This window comes from Cytobacillus sp. C11.1 (assembly GCF_058145115.1).
In genome coordinates this window covers 4047797-4064136 of record NZ_CM176935.1, presented here as the reverse complement: position 1 = coordinate 4064136, position 16340 = coordinate 4047797, and the positions used below count along the sequence as shown (strand labels likewise).

Sequence of the window (16340 nt, the reverse complement as noted above, 5' to 3'; positions counted from 1 at the left end):
TTGGTGGAGCATCCCAGGCAAGAAGTTTATAATCGATAGTAAAAGCTACTAGAAAGGTGTGGATAGAAGTGAATGCTGCTTCTTTTTTTCCTGAGAATATCAAAAGGGCTCTCCAGAATAATCCTCCTGGGGAGTGGATTCCGGAGATTCCTGAAGATTGTATACGACTGCATTGCGGCTATCCAGCACCTGCCCTTGTGCCTGTCGAAGAGGTAAAGGCAGCTGTTACCAGTTTATTCGAAGAGGAGCAGGATTTGCCGCTCCACTATATTGGAAGTCCCAAAATATTAAAGCTAAAGGAACAGATCTTAAAAAGATTGAAAGAGCGGGATATTTTTGTTTCGGAAGAAGAGCTTTTGATAACTTCAGGCGCTTGCCAGGCGATCGATTTAATTGCCCGCATTCTCCTGGATGAGGAGTCAATCGTGGCAGTAGAGTCTCCCACCTATATGGAGGCTTTAGAAATTTTTCAAAATTATACGAAGCGTATAATCAGTATTCCTGTAGATAAGCATGGACTTCAAACTGATGTACTGGAAGGAATTTTAGCAGAAAGGAAACGAAGAGGGCTAGCTCTGCCGCGTTTTCTATATACGATTCCAACGTTTCAAAATCCAACAGGAACGACAATGACAGAAGAACGCAGGCAGCACCTATTAAATATGGCCGACAGCTATGATTTCTTAATAGTTGAGGATGATGCCTACGGGGAATTATCATTTAATCAAAATGTGCCAACATTGAAAGCTATGGATAAAAAGTCTAGAGTTCTGCATGTCGGTTCGTTATCCAAGATCGTGGCACCAGGAATGCGTATTGGATGGATAGCAGGAGCAAGGGAAATCATTCATGCATCGGCCTGGTTTAAAAAAGATCTGAATCATCCGTTTGCTCAAGCAACCATGGCTGTCTATCTGGCAAACACGGATTTTGAGAAAAAACTCTTAACCATGAGAGACACATACCGGGCCAAATGTGCCGTTCTACTCTCGGCATTGGGACAGTACCTGCCTGAATCAGCTTCCTGGTATGTGCCAGAAGGCGGTTATTTCGTTTGGATGAAAATTCCTGGTACCGATACATCAAAAATGCTGACACAAGCGCTAGCGGAGGGTGTATCTTTTATTCCTGGTAAATACTTTTTCTTGGACCAATCGGATGGGACGGAATTTCTTCGGCTTTCATTTAGTTTTGAGGATGAAAAGGAAATTGCAGAGGGGATTCGCAGATTGGGGAACGTCGTTGCTTGCCAAGCGGATCTTGGTAAATGATTCAAGGTTGATGAATACTCAAACAAAGCCAAAAAGTGACGAAAAGAATTGGAGAAACTGAGAATGATCATTCTTAACTTTCAGCAGATCGAAAAATTGAAGAGGGGTGTTCTTGATGACAACCAGCAGATTGAATTCTGAGGTTGATGAATTTTTAAGTAAAGCCGAAAAGTGGAAAGAAGAATATGAGAAGTTAAGAAATATCGTTCTTGACTGTGAGTTGACCGAAGAGTATAAGTGGATGCATCCCTGTTACACGTTTGAGAATAAAAACATCGTTTTAATTCATGGATTTAAAGATTATTGTGCGCTTCTGTTTCACAAAGGTGCATTGCTAAAGGATGCCCATGGGATTCTAATCCAGCAAACGGAGAATGTACAGGCCGCGCGCCAGATTCGGTTCACCAATGTCCAGGAAATAGCTGAAATGGAAAGTATCTTGAAAGCCTATATTTATGAAGCCATTGAAGTTGAAAAAGCCGGTTTGGAAGTGAAAACTAAAGAGCATAAAGAATACATAATTCCTGATGAACTTCACAATAAATTCAATGATATCCCTGCCTTGAAAACTGCTTTTGAAGGATTGACGCCAGGGCGGCAAAGAGCATACATTCTTCATTTTTCTCAGCCCAAACAATCCAAAACGCGAGAATCAAGGATTGTAAAATGTATGCCGAAAATTCTCGATGGAAAGGGATTAAAGGATTGCACTTGTGGACTATCTCAAAAAAAGCCCAACTGTGACGGCTCACACAAGAACATCGATAGTAAAATCTATTAATCATGCTTTAAGATCAGTTAACAATTCTTAAGTGATATATCTTAAAAAAGGGTTAACCAAAGGAGTATGTTATGACAATTATTGAAAAATTAAAACTAAGTAAATATAAAAATATGGCAGTGCTTAATCAGCCAAGTGATTACGATTTATTTAATGGATATAAGACCACGTTATCAGGCGAGCAAGATGCAATCTTCATCTTTGTAGAAACCATTGATGAAATGGCAGAGCATACCCGAAAAGTGATCGATGAGGAACAGCTGCTTGAAAAAGGATATTTATTTTTCGCCTATCCGAAGAAAGGGAATAAACGGTATGATTCCTTCGTTCATAGAGATGAGATTTTCCCAGCGATGAAAGTGGGCGAAGATGGGTATGTGGATAATAGCGATATAAAGTTCTCGCGGATGGTCAGTATGGATGATGTCTTTACGGTTGTTGGATTGAAGCGTGAAAAGAAGAAGGAGAAAAAGTCACCTGCTCCCAGTCAATGTGTGGCTGATTACGAAGATAACGTGAAGGACATAGAAAAGGTTTTAGAAGAATATCCAAAAGAATTAACATTTTATCAGGAACTTACTCCAGGCTACCAAAGGGATTGGGCTCGCTACATCTTTTCTGTTAAGCAGCAGAAAACACGTGATAAACGGCAAGCACAAATGGTCGATATTTTATCGCAAGGATATAAATCGGTTGATTTGTATCGGCAAAAGAAAAAATAACAAAAGAAAGGTGACTGACCCCGGCTGTGTAAAGTGTTAGCGTGTAAGGGGACAGGCACCTTTTTTTATGGAGGTAAAAACTAATAATCTTGACCGGTAACATCCGATGTGTTACCATAAGGTCACATCTAAAACATGTTACTTTTTAGTCACATATTAACGAAAGGGTCGATGTAATGGGCGACGAACTATCCACCGTTTTTAAAGCATTGGGACATCCGATCAGAAGGGGAATTCTCGATATTCTAAAGATATCACCAAAAACGACTGGAGAACTAAACGACCAATTTCCTGAAGTCACAAGGTATGCCATTATGAAACATCTAAATATTTTAGAGGAAGGTCATTTAGTCGTGGTACGGCGTGAAGGAAAATATAAAAGGCATTTTCTTAATGCAGTGCCGCTTCAGGAAATGCATGAGCGCTGGGTAGGTAAATACATGCAATCCACTGCCAGCTCGCTGTTGAATTTACGGAGGGCTGTAGAAGAAAAAGGAGGAGAATCGATGGAATCAACAAAGGATTTTCGAATTGAACAGGAGTTATTTCTTGATGCACCACGCGAAGAAGTATTCAAAGCATTAACCGAAAAGGTGGAAGATTGGTGGGAGTTTCGGATAGCTCCAAATGGAGTAACATCCCACTTTACTTTTGATCCTGTCCCGGGCGGGCAATTTATTGAAAAATGGGGAGAAAAAGAAGGGGCAATCTGGGGAAATGTCTATTATGTAAATGCTCCTGAAGAAATTCGCTTGCATGGCCATCTTGGCATGCAGGGAGCGGTAAACAGTGCTTATACGTATCGACTTCTTGAAAAAGAAGGAGGAACACTGCTCCAGCTTTCCCATACAGCCTCTGGTGTTATTCAGAAGCAATGGGAAGAGGACCATTCTAAGGGCTGGGAATATCTGCTTGGAACCCTGCTGAAAAAATACGTGGAAAGTAAATAGGAGGCCAAGATGGTAGATGTTTTAACAGGAATAACAATTAAAAGCCCTATTTCACAAGTTTCAGAATATGCAGCAAACCCTGATCATGCTCCTGAATGGTATGAAAATATAAAGTCAGTTGAGTGGAAAACACCAAAACCACTCAAATTAGGTTCCCAAATAGCTTTCGGTGCGGAGTTTCTAGGCCGGGAACTAGCATATGTCTATGAAATTGCCGAATTTATTCCTGAAAAGAAATTTGTGATGAAAACAGCTAATGGGCCATTTCCAATGGAGACCATCTATACATGGGAAGCTATCAATGAAAACCATACTCGCATGACTTTAAGAAATATAGGGAACCCAAATGGCTTTAGTAGGATCATGTCCCTTTTCATGGCTCCAATTATGAGAAGAGCAAACATGAAGGATTTGAAAAAAATCAAAGCCATTCTTGAACAATAATAATCCTTATAGTCCCTGGTGTAATATAAATTAAAGGTGTCTGATTCCTGCTGGCTATAAAGGCTGTGAGCTAGGGACAGGCACCTTTTTTTGTTAATATGTTGGTAAAGGTTGCGTTTAATAAACTGAAGCATTTAACTTACGCATTAATAAGCGTTTGAGAATTTCATAATAGATTTTAGCCTTTCCATAGTAGCTATTAATTCTCTAGAGATATCCTTAAACTGCTTAAGCACATATCACATTAGGCTGTAATTAACCCATAGCCATCCCCAACTTTTACGATGAAGGAAATATTCAGGATTTTAATAAACACCACAGGGCTTCTAGAAAGTGATTTATAAGATAAGCACTTTCCTAAATAATGGCCCATATACTGTTTTATCAGTTTATAAAATGCAGTAGAGAGGTTGTTTGATTTGAAAGACAATAAACATGTTATGGAAACTGTGAACATTCCCATTTCATTATTCAAATCAATGCAAGGAAAGTATTTTGTCGGATATGCAGACCATTTGGAATTTGGAAGAGGCACCAATGCCTGGGCGGGTTTATATAATCCACCCCATTCAGGAGTTAACTTATATGTTAATGTATGGACGGTAAGCGATATAATTGGGTCAACGATCCGTGCCCAAATCTGGTTCAATAGCACACCACCCGGTAATCCTATTATTTCGCCGCTATTTACCTCCACTAATATGGCTCTTTCACCATTGCCCAAACCCAGAGTGAATATTATACAGGCAAGTAATGTTATCGGTGACCCCTATGGAGGAGTAAAGGCGTTTGTTCGAAGAATACCACCAGGAACAACGGTTAATAGTGAGGAAGAGGGGAAATTCATTTTCCCGCCGGGAAGTTTATTTTTACTGTTTTTATCCAATCCCGAAATGCCCCAATCTCAAGCATCCGGTCGCGTTGCCTTCGGGTGGTGGGAGGAGAATATCTAATCTTTCGATAGAGAGAAATAATGATAGGAAAAAAGGTCTGGCGGGTTCTAGTTCCAGGCAGCCAGTCAAATATATTACCGCACAGTGAGGGATACTGTGCGGTTTTTATTAGAACACTCTAAAAAAGGAGCCTGTCCCCGGTTACAAGGGAACACGCTCCTTCTTTTTAAACCTTCTTCTACGCACTAATCTTAACAACCTTACCTTCCTTACGCTTCTTAGCATACTCCGCAGTAGCCGTAAAAATTACATCAGAAGAAGAGTTAAGTGCCGTTTCACAAGAATCCTGAAGCACTCCAATAATAAAACCAACACCAACTACCTGCATGGCAATATCATCTGGAATTCCGAATAAGCTTGATGCTAAAGGAATAAGCAGGAGAGATCCGCCTGCAACACCGGAAGCACCTGCAGCAGATACTGCTGCTAAAACACTAAGAATCAGTGCAGTGCCAAAATCCACTTGAATGCCAAGTGTATGAACAGCAGCAAGTGTTAAGACAGAGATGGTAACAGCTGCACCCGCCATGTTAATGGTAGCGCCTAGTGGGATTGATACTGAATAAGTATCTTCATCCAAACCTAGTTTTTCACATAAGCTCATATTTACTGGAATGTTTGCAGCTGAGCTTCGTGTAAAGAATGCTGTAATGCCACTTTCTCTTAAACATCTTAAAACGAGCGGGTAAGGATTTTTACGGATATTGATAAATACAATGATTGGATTTATAACCAAAGCAATAAAAAACATACATCCAAGTAGAACGGCAAGTAATTTTCCGTAGTCAAGCAAAGCTGAAAGCCCGCTGGTAACAATGGCTTCAAAAACAAGGCCCATAATTCCAAGCGGAGCAAGGTTTATAACCCATTTTACCAATTTAGAGATGGCATCTGAGAAGTTGCCCAGCATGTTTTTGGTTGAATCCGCAGCATTTCTTAATGCAATGCCCAGAAGGATCGCCCAAGTCAGAATACCGATATAGTTGCCGTTTAATAGGGCATTTACCGGATTGTCCACAATGTTAAATAGCAGAGTCCTAAGTACCTCTACAATACCGCCAGGAGGAGTCACGTCTTCCGCGCCTGGTGCAAGTGATAAGGTAACCGGGAAAAGGAAGCTTGCAACAACTGCTACAAATCCGGCCAGGAACGTGCTTAAACCGTAAAGGGCAATGATCGATTTCATGTTTGTTTTATGGCCGCTCCTATGTTTGGAGATGGCATGCATAACCAAGAAGAAGACTAATACCGGTGCAACAGCCTTTAAAGCACCTACAAATAATGAACCAAATATTGAAACCCATTTTGCTGCATCAGGAATCGTTACAGCCAAGACAATACCCATAATAATACCTACAAGTATTCGTTTTACCAGGCTTACTTGATTCCACTTGAGAAGTGCGTTTTTCATTGAAATACCCTCCGACCTTTTTAGGATAAGTGCATCATAAAAGAGAATATAATTGCATCACTGTATTACTACAGTAACAATGGATATTTTAACACGAATATTATAAATTGTATAACTAATTATTATATTGAAATATTTGTTAAATACCCGAAGATATCAGCAAGAAATTTTCTGGAATCTTCGCTTTTTTCAATGCATTCAGTGCCTGCGGAACTTTTCGTTCGAAAATAAGGCATTCTTTTAACCATAAGGAATAAGAGTTTGGCCATTGCCACAATCTAAAAAGTATTCACCGTTTACATAAAATCAAAAATGGGGTACACACCAATGACAGGAATTTTATTAGCTCTGGTTGCAGCGGTTTCGTGGGGCAGCATCGTATTTGTCAGCAATAAACTTGGCGGGGACGAAGACAGCCAAACACTTGGAACAACACTTGGTGCCTTGTTTTTTGCCATTGTGGTATATCTCTTTAAGAGGCCGGATATGCCGAATGTCGTGTGGTCAGTTGGATTCATATCAGGTTTATTTTGGTCGGTTGGACAGAAAAATCAGTTTGGAGCTGTCCGTTATTTGGGGGTTGCCAAGACTGGGCCGATGTCTACCGGCTTGCAGCTGATTGGGACAACCTTTTTTGGCGTTTTTATTTTTAATGAATGGCAAACCACGATGAGCATAATGATAGGAATCTCTTCACTGGTTTGCATTATCGTGGGTGCCGTGCTAACCTCGCTCAATCAGGGGGACGATAAGGATCAGGGGAAGAGCCTCAAGAAAGGGCTTCTTGTTTTGCTGTTATCAACTGCAGGCTTTGTCGGATATGTAGTTTTAATTCGCTGGTTTGATATTGACGGGTGGGCTGCGATCCTGCCACAGGCGATTGGGATGGTTACGGGTGCTTTCCTTATTACGTTGCGCCGCAAGGCTTATAACAAATATGCGGTTCGCAATATGTTAACAGGACTTATTTGGAGTACGGGAAATCTGGGTCTGTTGCTGGCATTGCCGTTAGTTGGGGTGGCCACGAGTTTTTCACTCTCACAAACAGGCATTGTCATCTCGACCATTGGAGGGCTTTTCTTTTTAAATGAACGCAAAAGCAAAAAGCAGGTCTTTATGGTCCTTCTTGGATGTTTGTTCATTATTGCAGGCGGAGTTTTGTTAGGTTTTACGAAAAGATAAGGGAGTGATCTTATGTATCCAAGTCTTGAAGGGAAAGTCGTAGTCATTACAGGCGGTGCCACTGGCCTGGGAAAGGCGATGGCTGAGAGGTTCGGTGCCGAAAAAGCGAAGGTAGTAATAAATTATTTTAAAGAAGAAAAGGAAGTTAAAGGAATTATTAAAACCATTGAAAAAGCAGGAGGGAGTGCAACTGCCATCCAGGGGGATGTAACGAAGGAAGAGGATATTAAAAGAATGGTCTCCCACGCTGTTAAAACTTTTGGTTCGCTCGATGTAATGATCAACAATGCTGGCATTGAAAACGAAGTCCCATCTGAAGACCTGACCCTCGAGGATTGGAACAAAGTTATTTCAACAAACCTGACAGGGCAGTTTTTAGGATGCAGGGAAGCGATTGATTACATGCTCGAGCATAAAATAAAAGGCTCAATCATCAATATGTCATCCGTCCATCAGGAGATTCCTTGGCCGCATTTTGTCCATTATGCAGCAAGCAAAGGCGGTGTCAAGCTGATGACAGAAACACTTGCACTTGAGTTCGCGCCGCAAGGTATTCGGGTAAATTGCATTGCTCCAGGTGCCATTGATACGCCGATCAATGCGGAAAAGTTCGCTGATCCTGAACTGAAGAAGGGTGTCATTGAGCTTATTCCGATGGGGTATATTGGCAAGCCGGAAGAGATTGCAGCATGCGCTGTGTGGCTTGCTTCGACTGAAGCCAGTTATGTTACCGGGCTAACGTTATACGCTGATGGAGGCATGACTCAATATCCTGGATTTCAGGCGGGGAAAGGATAGGATATTTTTCAGCACCGTTCATATAAGTAGGAACATAAATGGCCTGACCCTATTTCTTTTGAAGGGAAAAGGCTTTTTTTCATCTAATAGGGAGGGAGGTTTTTTCTAGTAGTTGTCGAATTAAGAATCGACTACCATGCCAATTTCTATTATATAGATTAAATATTTAATAAACCACTAGGAGGTAATCATGGGAAGATTGGTACATTTTGAAGTTCATGTGGATGACATGGAGCGGGCAAAGAAGTTTTATGGAGAGGTATTCGGATGGTCATTTCAAGATTGGAGTGATTATGCAGGAATGCCTTACTTTGGAGCAGTGACTGGCGATGAGAATGCACCCGGGATCAATGGTGCTTTGATGCAGCGGCAAAGTCCTCCGCCTGAAGCCAACCAAGCTTTAAATGGATTTGCTTGTACAATGGGAGTGGAAGATTACGATACAACGGAAGCTAAGATTCTTGAGAATGGCGGAAAAGTTGCCATGCCTAAATATGCCCTGCCCGGAATGGCGTGGCAGGGATACTATATTGATACAGAAGGAAATGTTTTCGGCATTCACCAGCCAGATGCGAATGCAAAATAGAACTGTTGATAGGTGAAAGCATGATATCCACTAGGCAGTCCTGGAAAGAAGAGATCGGTCTAATTCAGGTAGCTTATAGTGGTGCCTTTCTTCAACTTCATTAAAGCATTAGTCAATTAGATGCGTACACCTATTTTTCATAGTTATCCGCACGGTGATTTTTACTCGTGCGGTTTATTTTTTTGGCTTTGTTAAATTGTTTTCATCCTCAGTCATTTGATTGGTATAGTAGTTGGATCATGTTGTGAATTGCAGCTATTATCGGCACACTTTTTAAATAGATTTTAAAAGGTTTTTATGAGAAGCTGATGGTAAAGGATTTTACCGGGATTTTTGGCAATAGTCAGTACTAAGGAGCTGGCAGAATCGTAAAAGCAATAAATCCTGAGTAAGTGCCAGATTGAAATAAACGTATTGGAGTAACTAGGTAAGATAATGAAGAGATATAAGCTGAAGAATAATTTTAAAGATTTAAAAAAGGGAACAGAATTCTATTTGATTGCTGAATCTGAATTTATTGGAATTAAAGATTTTGTTTTACGTACTAAAGACTTATCGATCAGGATAACGATTAATGAAAAGGAGCTTCATAAGAACTTTACACGATTGAATTAATGGGAGAAAATACTTCTGGTAAAAACTCCAGTCGGAGCTTCTACTTAACTGGCAAATACCTGGGTGGTTACGCTCCTCTCCTTTCCAAAAAGGGAATAGAAAACATGAGAATTAGGTGGATAAATTTGAACAGAAAAATAGGTGTGATTTTTTTTGCTTTTTTAACCTTTCTCACTTGGCTTTTCGTCTCTATTTATTTTTCTGCAGAAAATGATTGGTGGAGTGTTCTTAAAGGGGAACAAACCAGTTATGATACATACGCGGTTAGTGTTTCATTTACTAGGATCTTGGTTGGTCTAGCCCTATTTTTAGTTTCTGGATTAATCATATATAGGTTAATTAGAAAAAATAAGTTTTATAATTGAACTAAGGGATTTAAAGAGCCAGCAGTAAAACTGGCAGCTTCTTTCCATTAAACAGGATCTTTTGTACCTTTGTTACGAAAATATTTTTCTGTCCATAAAAATACGTTAGTTATGAACTTAGCTAAGATGATTATGATGATATACCCAAGAAAAAGATATAAATAATTTGCATTTCCATATAATCTAAAAAGTCCCAGACCAACAAGAAGCGGCTTAAAAATAAATGCCAAAACTGCTGATGTCAAAATCATAAAAACATAATAATTTTTTTTATGATTTAATGTCCATTGGTATACAAGCATAAAGGTTACAGGAATAAAGCTCGAATCAAGGGATAATCCTGGTATCATTGGAATTATTGGAATAGGGTAATGCAAAAAGCCTGAATTTTTTGCGTACAAGTCAATATAACCAAATAAAACATGAATGCTGTACCCATAAAAGCCTATAAAAAAGATTTTGCTTTTGTCAATTTTGAAAAACAGAATAATTAGCGGAACAACAAGAAAAGAGACCATCAACCAATATTCAAAAGAAGTGTAGAGGGAGTAATCCAGCCAATATTCATTTAATGCCTTTTGCCCCTCTTTTCCCATTTTTACAATATTATCGAATTGTTCGATCCGTTCTTTTTCCATTGAGGTTCATCCTTTAAATAGATTCTACCAATATTATGCTTAATTTGGAAATCATATATGTAGAATGTAGACAAGTACAGCTCGGTCTCACAGTGATAACATACCAATTATTGAGCTATTTGCCTTGGAAAAAAGAAGGTGTCCCAAAAGTCTAGACTTTTGGGACACCCTCTTTTTGTTACCACCTATAAGCACTCTCACATGTATTTGCCTTAGGTTCATAATAACAATGTAGTTTAAATTGTCCTGCAAATGGCTGATCGTACCATGTAGGTGGACATGGAGCATACGGATTAAAATACCAAAGAGCATACTTGGAAGGATGTTGTCTCCAATAGTCTAAGGTTTGTTTGGCTAATCTTTTTTCTACACTTCTTGCTCTGTTATAAAAAACATTACCCTTCTGTACCGCTTCAAAAGAATAATTTCCTCCTTGCACTTGAAAAATCACTTGTGGTATTGTCCTTAACCCTTCAAAATCGAGACAATTAGCTTTTCGTCGATTTACAATTACATTACCAACCATAAGCATCCCCAGTTTTCCTTCACCTTCGGCCTCTGCCCTCATCATCCTTGCCATTAAAGCTACGTCACTGTCGGTATATTGTACTCTTGGCACTTTTTATCACCTCTAAAAGAAGTGTATTAAGAAATCCTGCAAAAATGTTAACGGGTTCAGTTAGAGGGGAGAAAATATAAATAGCATTGTAATCATTGGAACCAATCGCAAAGCATAAATTAAAAGGGAGGTTTAAGCATCGATAAAAATATAGCTATAATCAGTAATTTTTTATTGAAAAACGATAAAATCCATTTTATAATCAATGTACAATAAATGAATGAGGTGCATTTTATGAAACAAGGAACAACACTCTTTTTAAAGATAGCTGTTATTCTGATTGGAATTCCGATTCTTGCTTTGAGCATTTTTGTTGTACCTGAAATAGCTAATTTTGCAGCAGAGCTGTATCCAGAACATGCATATATGAAATATCTCGTTTTAATCGATTTGTATGCCTCTGCGATCCCTTTTTACTTAGCTCTTTATCAAGCCTTTAAACTTTTAAGCTATATTGACAAGAATAAAGCTTTCTCCGACTTATCTGTAAAATCTTTAAAGAATATAAAAAACTATGCAATTACCATCAGTATCCTGTATACGGCAGGCATGCCTCTCTTCTATCTCATGGCCGAGAGAGATGACGCCCCAGGTATCATATTAATCGGATTGGTCGTTATTTTTGCTTCAATGGTGATTGCAGTCTTTGCTGCTGTTCTTCAAAAACTGTTAAAAGAAGCGATTGATATAAAATCAGAAAATGACTTAACGGTCTGAGGTGAAAACAATGGCTATTATTATCAATATTGATGTGATGCTGGCTAAAAGGAAAATGAGCGTAACAGAACTTTCGGAGAGGGTTGGAATCACAATGGCGAACCTTTCTATTTTGAAAAATGGAAAGGCAAAAGCAATAAGGTTTTCAACTTTAGAGGCAATTTGCAAAGCATTAGAATGTCAGCCCGGAGATATTTTAGAATACCGAAGTGACGCCCAAGATGAATAAGCAGGAATAGTTAACTTTTATAGCAAAAGGAACTTTACTCCGATATTTGATAAAAGGGGAGTTACATATGAATGTAACCATGCAAAAAATGGAGGCAAAAATCACGAGAGCAATAAAACAACTCGTTCGTTTTGGCTGGGAGCAGGCCCTATCCTGTTTGTTTCCTGTCGTTATTTTTGCCTCTTTGGCTTTTACACAATTCATGCCGCTTCCCTTCCTGCCGCGTTATGACTGGCTGCTAATCATCTGCCTTCTGATGCAGTGGTGGATGGTCCGTTCCGGGCTTGAAACACGGGATGAACTAAAGGTAATCACAGTATTCCACCTTATTGGACTTGCTCTTGAACTTTTTAAGGTACATATGGGCTCCTGGTCTTACCCAGAAGAAGGTTATTTCATGATTTTTGGAGTGCCTTTGTTTAGTGGATTCATGTACGCAAGTGTAGCAAGTTATCTTTGCCAGGCGTGGAGGAGGTTAAAGGTTGAACTGGTTAAGTGGCCGCCGTTTTTGGTGGTTGTACCTCTTGCAGCTGCGATTTATTTGAATTTTTTCACCCACCATTATTGGATTGATGTTCGCTGGTGGTTATCTGGACTAGTCATCATCGTCTTTTGGCAATCATGGGTCAAATACAAGGTTGATGGGACTAGTTACCGTATGCCAATTGCACTTTCTTTTGCGCTCATCGGATTCTTTATATGGATAGCCGAAAATATCGCAACGTTCTTTGGAGCCTGGGAATATCCAAACCAAACCGATGCATGGAGTCTCGTTCATCTAGGAAAGGTGAGTTCGTGGCTCTTATTAGTGATTGTTAGCTTTCTTATTGTGGCAACGTTAAAACAGGTAAAGGGAAATAATTCCTTTAAGATAAATGCTATTTTTATAACTGTTACAAACCCTTTTTTAAAAGTATTTCATGTGATTCAAAAAAAGAATAGGTAGATCGAACATGCTAGTTTGAAATAACCTGGTAAGCGTTCAAAATAACAATCTGTTTAATTGTGTGCTAATGCATGTTATAATGAGAAACTTAGTGAATTTCGACTTTAGCCCATATTTGAAACGGATGCCAAGAAAAGCCTCCGCCTAGCGATAAAAAATTGAGGTGTAAGAGAATGAATAAACGATGGACAATCGGCAAAATTAATGAGTTTGTTGAGAAAAATTCGGAAAGTAAATTACTTACGACCGAATATCACGGTTTTTCTCAAAAGTTATTATTTAAATGTGCATGTGGCAGCAATTTTGAAAAAACATTTACAAAATTTAAAAATAATAATCAACGCAAATGTGACGTGTGCCAACCGCCAAAAGCGTCGCGCTAAACATATAACGAATTAAAGAAGTGCCAATCTCTATCAAATAGAGGTTGGCATTACTTTTTGTTTTTGCTTCTGGAAGGACAAAACCTGGATAAAGAAAAAGGGAAAATAAAAAATCCGGCCAAATACACGGCCGGACCTGAAGGGGTAAAGAAAAAGGGCTGTATGATGTTTTGGGTACAAACCTTATTATAATGCGTAAATATTAACAAACTATGAACAAAATCTTTCTAAACTATTAAAAAAGTTAGAATGTCTAATTTAATTGCGAACATGATGTCCTTCAAATCAGGGAAAATGCAAATGCAATGACTGGACTATAATTTCCGAATTTAACCCAGATAAATAGAGGAAAGTTTGAGCGGCATATAAACATACTAATAACTCCCGGATGGTTGCCGGAGATTGCTGGGAGTGGCGTAAAGAGGGCAGGTCCACATTTAATTGGTATATAGAAAGGACAGTAGACAGGCGTCAGAGAGACACTTAATCGAACTAGAATAAAAAACATCCCCTATTTCAACTAAGGAAATAAGGGATGTTTGTAGTTATTCATAAGTCTATTCAACGGTTCCATTTTTATTTCTATTTTTCACTAAAAATGCTGCAGTAATCCAGGCAGTGACTGGAATAACCAGCGTTACCCCAATTCCTGCACAAAGGATTGTAAGCATCTCGGCACTAAAGATTTTTGAATTAACGATTTCTCCGGCAGAATAGGATAGATCTTTAAACCAAATAAGCAGTGCCAGGTATCCGCCGAAAAAAGCAAAAAATAACGTGTTCGTACTTGTTCCCAAGATATCCTTTCCAATGCTTAAGCCAGCTTGAAATAAGTCTTTCCTGCTAATGTCCGGATGATGATAATGGATTTCCCGCATCGGAGAGGAGATGGCCATGGCAGCATCGGTAATGGCTCCGATTGTACTCATGATGATGACAGAAGCGGCAATTTTAACAAAATCGACTCCAATATAAAGGGAAAACACACTCAGTTCTTCTGCTTCCTCTTCACCAAATCCCTGGATCATCGCCTTTTCAGTAACGATGACAATAAACAGGATCAAGATTAAAATAGTGATGATCGAAGACATAAATGCTGTTTTGGTTTTAATGTTCACTTCGTTTATATAAAAAAGATTGATGCAGCTAATCACAGCACATGCAATCAATGTGACGATAATCGGATTGATCTTTGGGTCGTTCATAAAAAACAGGACAAAAATAATCATGCCAAAGTTGAAGAATATAGCAAAAAAGGATCTTGCTCCTTTTTTTCCGCCGATCAGGGTCATCAAAACAAATAATATGGCAGCCAGCAAAACTAATGCATTCATATACTTGACCTCTTTCTATTAATAAAAAATATAGAAATATAAAGGCCTATTGGAATGGTTAGTACGATTCCGATGCCGCCAGCCAGCGCCCGGGCTAATTCCAATGAAAGGTTCATGGAAAGCGTAAACCCTAATGGTGAATCATTCTTTATATACAAAACAAGCAAAGGAAGGGAACCGCTTATATAGGCAAAAAACAAGATATTTGTCATGGTGCCCATAATATCTTTGCCAACTTCCATTCCAGACCGTTTAAGTGCTATTACCGGAATGTTATGATTCTTTTCATACAAGCTAAACAGGGAAGAAGACATGGTAATGGCTACATCCATAACCGCTCCCAAAGATCCGATAAATAATCCTGCTAAAAAAACCATTTGATAGGGGCGTGTGATAAATTGCAGCTCTTCATATCTAAGACCCTTTCCAGAGGTTACCCAAATGACAAGATAGGTGATCAACAGCGAAATAAATGTAGCCAGCAAGGTTGCGACAATGGCTGCATAGGTCTTTTCATTAAAACCGTTTACGAGAAGCAAGGAAAGGACCGTAAATATAATAACCGCTACACTGCATATAAGTAAGAGGCTTGTTTCAGGATTATCCTGATAAACATCCAATGCATAAGAGAGCAATAGGGCATTGACTGCCAAGCTTATTATCGAAAACAGCCCCTGTTTTTTTCCAACCAGGAGCAGGATAAGGATAAAAATCCATCCTACCATCAGTAAGTAATGATCCCGTTTAAGGTCTATTATCGTTCCAGTTAAATCTTTCCGATCTTCTTTATTCTTACTTATTGAAACAAATATTTTTTGTCCTTCTTGAAATTCCTGGTCATAAGCTTTAGATGCAGAATATTGATTCTTTAAATGAATTAGCTGCCCCTTCTTTTCACCATTCATTAATTCGGCTATTATTTTCTGTTCATATAGCCAGTCCTCATTATCGTAAATATCTATTACCTCTTCCGAGTGAATCAGATCAGCTTCCACCACTTCAGCAATTGGCCTGTCATAGAAAGGTTCATTGTGATATACAAATAGAACCGATGCTGCCATACAAAGTGCCAGAATAATGTACAAATAATATTGATGATAAGGTATTTTTTTTACTTTTTTCAAAATAAACCTCCGAGTCTTGTAAATGCGAACTTCCCCACGTAAAACCAGTCCGCAGTGTCCCTTGCAACGGACTAAGAATAACGGGACATTTTCAGATAGTCAAGATAATCACTGGGGTTTTTTCAAGTTGTGACTTTTGGTGCAGGTTTGTTAATATTACTTGTTCGAAAAGCAACAAAGTTTGCGAAAAGGGCCTTTGTTTAATTACCATTCCAAAGGATATGATAACACTGGAAATTATTTGTCTATATGGACAACCGTACCATCTGATC

19 protein-coding genes are annotated in these 16340 nt (G+C 39.0%); 14 read left to right on the top strand and 5 right to left on the bottom strand.

What is annotated here, in order from left to right; genetic code table 11:
• Positions 1-68: 68 nt before the first annotated feature.
• The 6 genes from AC3ZVC_RS20160 (at position 69) to AC3ZVC_RS20135 (ending at position 5121) form a co-directional block, all read left to right on the top strand.
• The gene (locus AC3ZVC_RS20160; RefSeq protein ID WP_490064958.1) at positions 69-1271 is read left to right on the top strand and encodes an aminotransferase-like domain-containing protein; all 1203 of its coding nucleotides are present in this window, start codon (positions 69-71) and stop codon (positions 1269-1271) included.
• A 115-nt stretch (positions 1272-1386) separates the two neighbouring features.
• A complete protein-coding gene (locus AC3ZVC_RS20155) occupies positions 1387-2052 on the top strand; it encodes a YdeI/OmpD-associated family protein (protein WP_490064957.1) in 666 nt (221 codons plus the stop codon).
• Positions 2053-2123: 71 nt separating this feature from the next.
• Complete coding sequence (locus AC3ZVC_RS20150) at positions 2124-2774, top strand: YdeI/OmpD-associated family protein (protein ID WP_490064956.1); 651 nt, start codon at positions 2124-2126, stop codon at positions 2772-2774.
• Between the two features lie 176 nt (positions 2775-2950).
• A complete protein-coding gene (locus AC3ZVC_RS20145; RefSeq protein ID WP_490064955.1) occupies positions 2951-3724 on the top strand; it encodes an SRPBCC domain-containing protein in 774 nt (257 codons plus the stop codon).
• A 9-nt stretch (positions 3725-3733) separates the two neighbouring features.
• On the top strand, positions 3734-4168 hold the full coding sequence (locus AC3ZVC_RS20140) for an SRPBCC family protein (RefSeq protein ID WP_490064954.1): 435 nt from the start codon (positions 3734-3736) through the stop codon (positions 4166-4168).
• 419 nt (positions 4169-4587) lie between these two features.
• The gene (locus AC3ZVC_RS20135; RefSeq protein ID WP_490064953.1) at positions 4588-5121 is read left to right on the top strand and encodes a DUF6143 family protein; all 534 of its coding nucleotides are present in this window, start codon (positions 4588-4590) and stop codon (positions 5119-5121) included.
• A gap of 178 nt (positions 5122-5299) precedes the next feature.
• On the opposite strand, the gene sstT is transcribed toward AC3ZVC_RS20135, so the two are convergent.
• Positions 5300-6532: a serine/threonine transporter SstT gene (gene sstT, locus AC3ZVC_RS20130; RefSeq protein ID WP_490064952.1), complete on the bottom strand. Its 1233-nt coding sequence runs from the start codon at positions 6530-6532 to the stop codon at positions 5300-5302.
• Positions 6533-6859: 327 nt separating this feature from the next.
• Here sstT and AC3ZVC_RS20125 point away from each other — a divergent pair, with 327 nt between their 5' ends.
• The 4 genes from AC3ZVC_RS20125 to AC3ZVC_RS20110 all read left to right on the top strand — a co-directional run bounded on the left by AC3ZVC_RS20125 (position 6860) and on the right by AC3ZVC_RS20110 (position 9713).
• A complete protein-coding gene (locus AC3ZVC_RS20125) occupies positions 6860-7714 on the top strand; it encodes a GRP family sugar transporter (protein WP_490064951.1) in 855 nt (284 codons plus the stop codon).
• Positions 7715-7726: 12 nt separating this feature from the next.
• Positions 7727-8512: a glucose 1-dehydrogenase gene (locus AC3ZVC_RS20120; protein ID WP_490064950.1), complete on the top strand. Its 786-nt coding sequence runs from the start codon at positions 7727-7729 to the stop codon at positions 8510-8512.
• Positions 8513-8702: 190 nt separating this feature from the next.
• Positions 8703-9098 (top strand): VOC family protein, encoded by a 396-nt coding sequence (locus AC3ZVC_RS20115; RefSeq protein WP_490064949.1) that lies wholly within the window; start codon positions 8703-8705, stop codon positions 9096-9098.
• Positions 9099-9533: 435 nt separating this feature from the next.
• A complete protein-coding gene (locus AC3ZVC_RS20110) occupies positions 9534-9713 on the top strand; it encodes a hypothetical protein (RefSeq protein ID WP_490064948.1) in 180 nt (59 codons plus the stop codon).
• Between the two features lie 412 nt (positions 9714-10125).
• On the opposite strand, the gene AC3ZVC_RS20105 is transcribed toward AC3ZVC_RS20110, so the two are convergent.
• Positions 10126-10716 carry a hypothetical protein gene (locus AC3ZVC_RS20105; RefSeq protein WP_490064947.1) on the bottom strand — a complete coding sequence of 197 codons (591 nt, stop codon included), beginning with the start codon at positions 10714-10716 and terminating at the stop codon, positions 10126-10128.
• Positions 10717-10894: 178 nt separating this feature from the next.
• Entirely contained in the window at positions 10895-11335 is a 441-nt protein-coding gene (locus AC3ZVC_RS20100) for a cell wall hydrolase (RefSeq protein WP_490064946.1), read from the bottom strand.
• Between the two features lie 234 nt (positions 11336-11569).
• On the opposite strand from AC3ZVC_RS20100, the gene AC3ZVC_RS20095 reads away from it, so the two are divergent.
• The 4 genes from AC3ZVC_RS20095 to AC3ZVC_RS20080 all read left to right on the top strand — a co-directional run bounded on the left by AC3ZVC_RS20095 (position 11570) and on the right by AC3ZVC_RS20080 (position 13610).
• Positions 11570-12052, top strand: a complete 483-nt coding sequence (locus AC3ZVC_RS20095) for a DUF2975 domain-containing protein (protein WP_490064945.1) — start codon at positions 11570-11572, stop codon at positions 12050-12052.
• A 10-nt stretch (positions 12053-12062) separates the two neighbouring features.
• Positions 12063-12281 carry a helix-turn-helix domain-containing protein gene (locus AC3ZVC_RS20090; RefSeq protein WP_490064944.1) on the top strand — a complete coding sequence of 73 codons (219 nt, stop codon included), beginning with the start codon at positions 12063-12065 and terminating at the stop codon, positions 12279-12281.
• A 67-nt stretch (positions 12282-12348) separates the two neighbouring features.
• Complete coding sequence (locus AC3ZVC_RS20085; RefSeq protein WP_490064943.1) at positions 12349-13227, top strand: DUF817 domain-containing protein; 879 nt, start codon at positions 12349-12351, stop codon at positions 13225-13227.
• A 173-nt stretch (positions 13228-13400) separates the two neighbouring features.
• Positions 13401-13610 (top strand): hypothetical protein, encoded by a 210-nt coding sequence (locus AC3ZVC_RS20080; RefSeq protein WP_214726577.1) that lies wholly within the window; start codon positions 13401-13403, stop codon positions 13608-13610.
• A gap of 557 nt (positions 13611-14167) precedes the next feature.
• Here AC3ZVC_RS20080 and AC3ZVC_RS20075 read toward each other — a convergent pair.
• The gene (locus AC3ZVC_RS20075) at positions 14168-14944 is read right to left on the bottom strand and encodes a YibE/F family protein (protein ID WP_490064942.1); all 777 of its coding nucleotides are present in this window, start codon (positions 14942-14944) and stop codon (positions 14168-14170) included.
• Entirely contained in the window at positions 14941-16005 is a 1065-nt protein-coding gene (locus AC3ZVC_RS20070; RefSeq protein ID WP_490068970.1) for a YibE/F family protein, read from the bottom strand. The genes AC3ZVC_RS20075 and AC3ZVC_RS20070 overlap by 4 nt, the downstream gene beginning before the upstream one ends.
• Positions 16006-16340: the final 335 nt, after the last annotated feature.

Bases quoted from the DNA above. Each gene is read 5' to 3' on its own strand.
- AC3ZVC_RS20155 (WP_490064957.1), top strand. From the start codon at position 1,387: ATGACAACCAGCAGATTGAATTCTGAGGTTGATGAATTTTTAAGTAAA.
- AC3ZVC_RS20150 (WP_490064956.1), top strand. From the start codon at position 2,124: ATGACAATTATTGAAAAATTAAAACTAAGTAAATATAAAAATATGGCA.
- AC3ZVC_RS20145 (WP_490064955.1), top strand. From the start codon at position 2,951: ATGGGCGACGAACTATCCACCGTTTTTAAAGCATTGGGACATCCGATC.
- AC3ZVC_RS20140 (WP_490064954.1), top strand. From the start codon at position 3,734: ATGGTAGATGTTTTAACAGGAATAACAATTAAAAGCCCTATTTCACAA.
- sstT (WP_490064952.1), bottom strand. From the start codon at position 6,532: ATGAAAAACGCACTTCTCAAGTGGAATCAAGTAAGCCTGGTAAAACGA.
- AC3ZVC_RS20125 (WP_490064951.1), top strand. From the start codon at position 6,860: ATGACAGGAATTTTATTAGCTCTGGTTGCAGCGGTTTCGTGGGGCAGC.
- AC3ZVC_RS20120 (WP_490064950.1), top strand. From the start codon at position 7,727: ATGTATCCAAGTCTTGAAGGGAAAGTCGTAGTCATTACAGGCGGTGCC.
- AC3ZVC_RS20115 (WP_490064949.1), top strand. From the start codon at position 8,703: ATGGGAAGATTGGTACATTTTGAAGTTCATGTGGATGACATGGAGCGG.
- AC3ZVC_RS20110 (WP_490064948.1), top strand. From the start codon at position 9,534: ATGAAGAGATATAAGCTGAAGAATAATTTTAAAGATTTAAAAAAGGGA.
- AC3ZVC_RS20105 (WP_490064947.1), bottom strand. From the start codon at position 10,716: ATGGAAAAAGAACGGATCGAACAATTCGATAATATTGTAAAAATGGGA.
- AC3ZVC_RS20095 (WP_490064945.1), top strand. From the start codon at position 11,570: ATGAAACAAGGAACAACACTCTTTTTAAAGATAGCTGTTATTCTGATT.
- AC3ZVC_RS20090 (WP_490064944.1), top strand. From the start codon at position 12,063: ATGGCTATTATTATCAATATTGATGTGATGCTGGCTAAAAGGAAAATG.
- AC3ZVC_RS20085 (WP_490064943.1), top strand. From the start codon at position 12,349: ATGAATGTAACCATGCAAAAAATGGAGGCAAAAATCACGAGAGCAATA.
- AC3ZVC_RS20080 (WP_214726577.1), top strand. From the start codon at position 13,401: ATGAATAAACGATGGACAATCGGCAAAATTAATGAGTTTGTTGAGAAA.
- AC3ZVC_RS20075 (WP_490064942.1), bottom strand. From the start codon at position 14,944: ATGAATGCATTAGTTTTGCTGGCTGCCATATTATTTGTTTTGATGACC.
- AC3ZVC_RS20070 (WP_490068970.1), bottom strand. From the start codon at position 16,005: ATGGCAGCATCGGTTCTATTTGTATATCACAATGAACCTTTCTATGAC.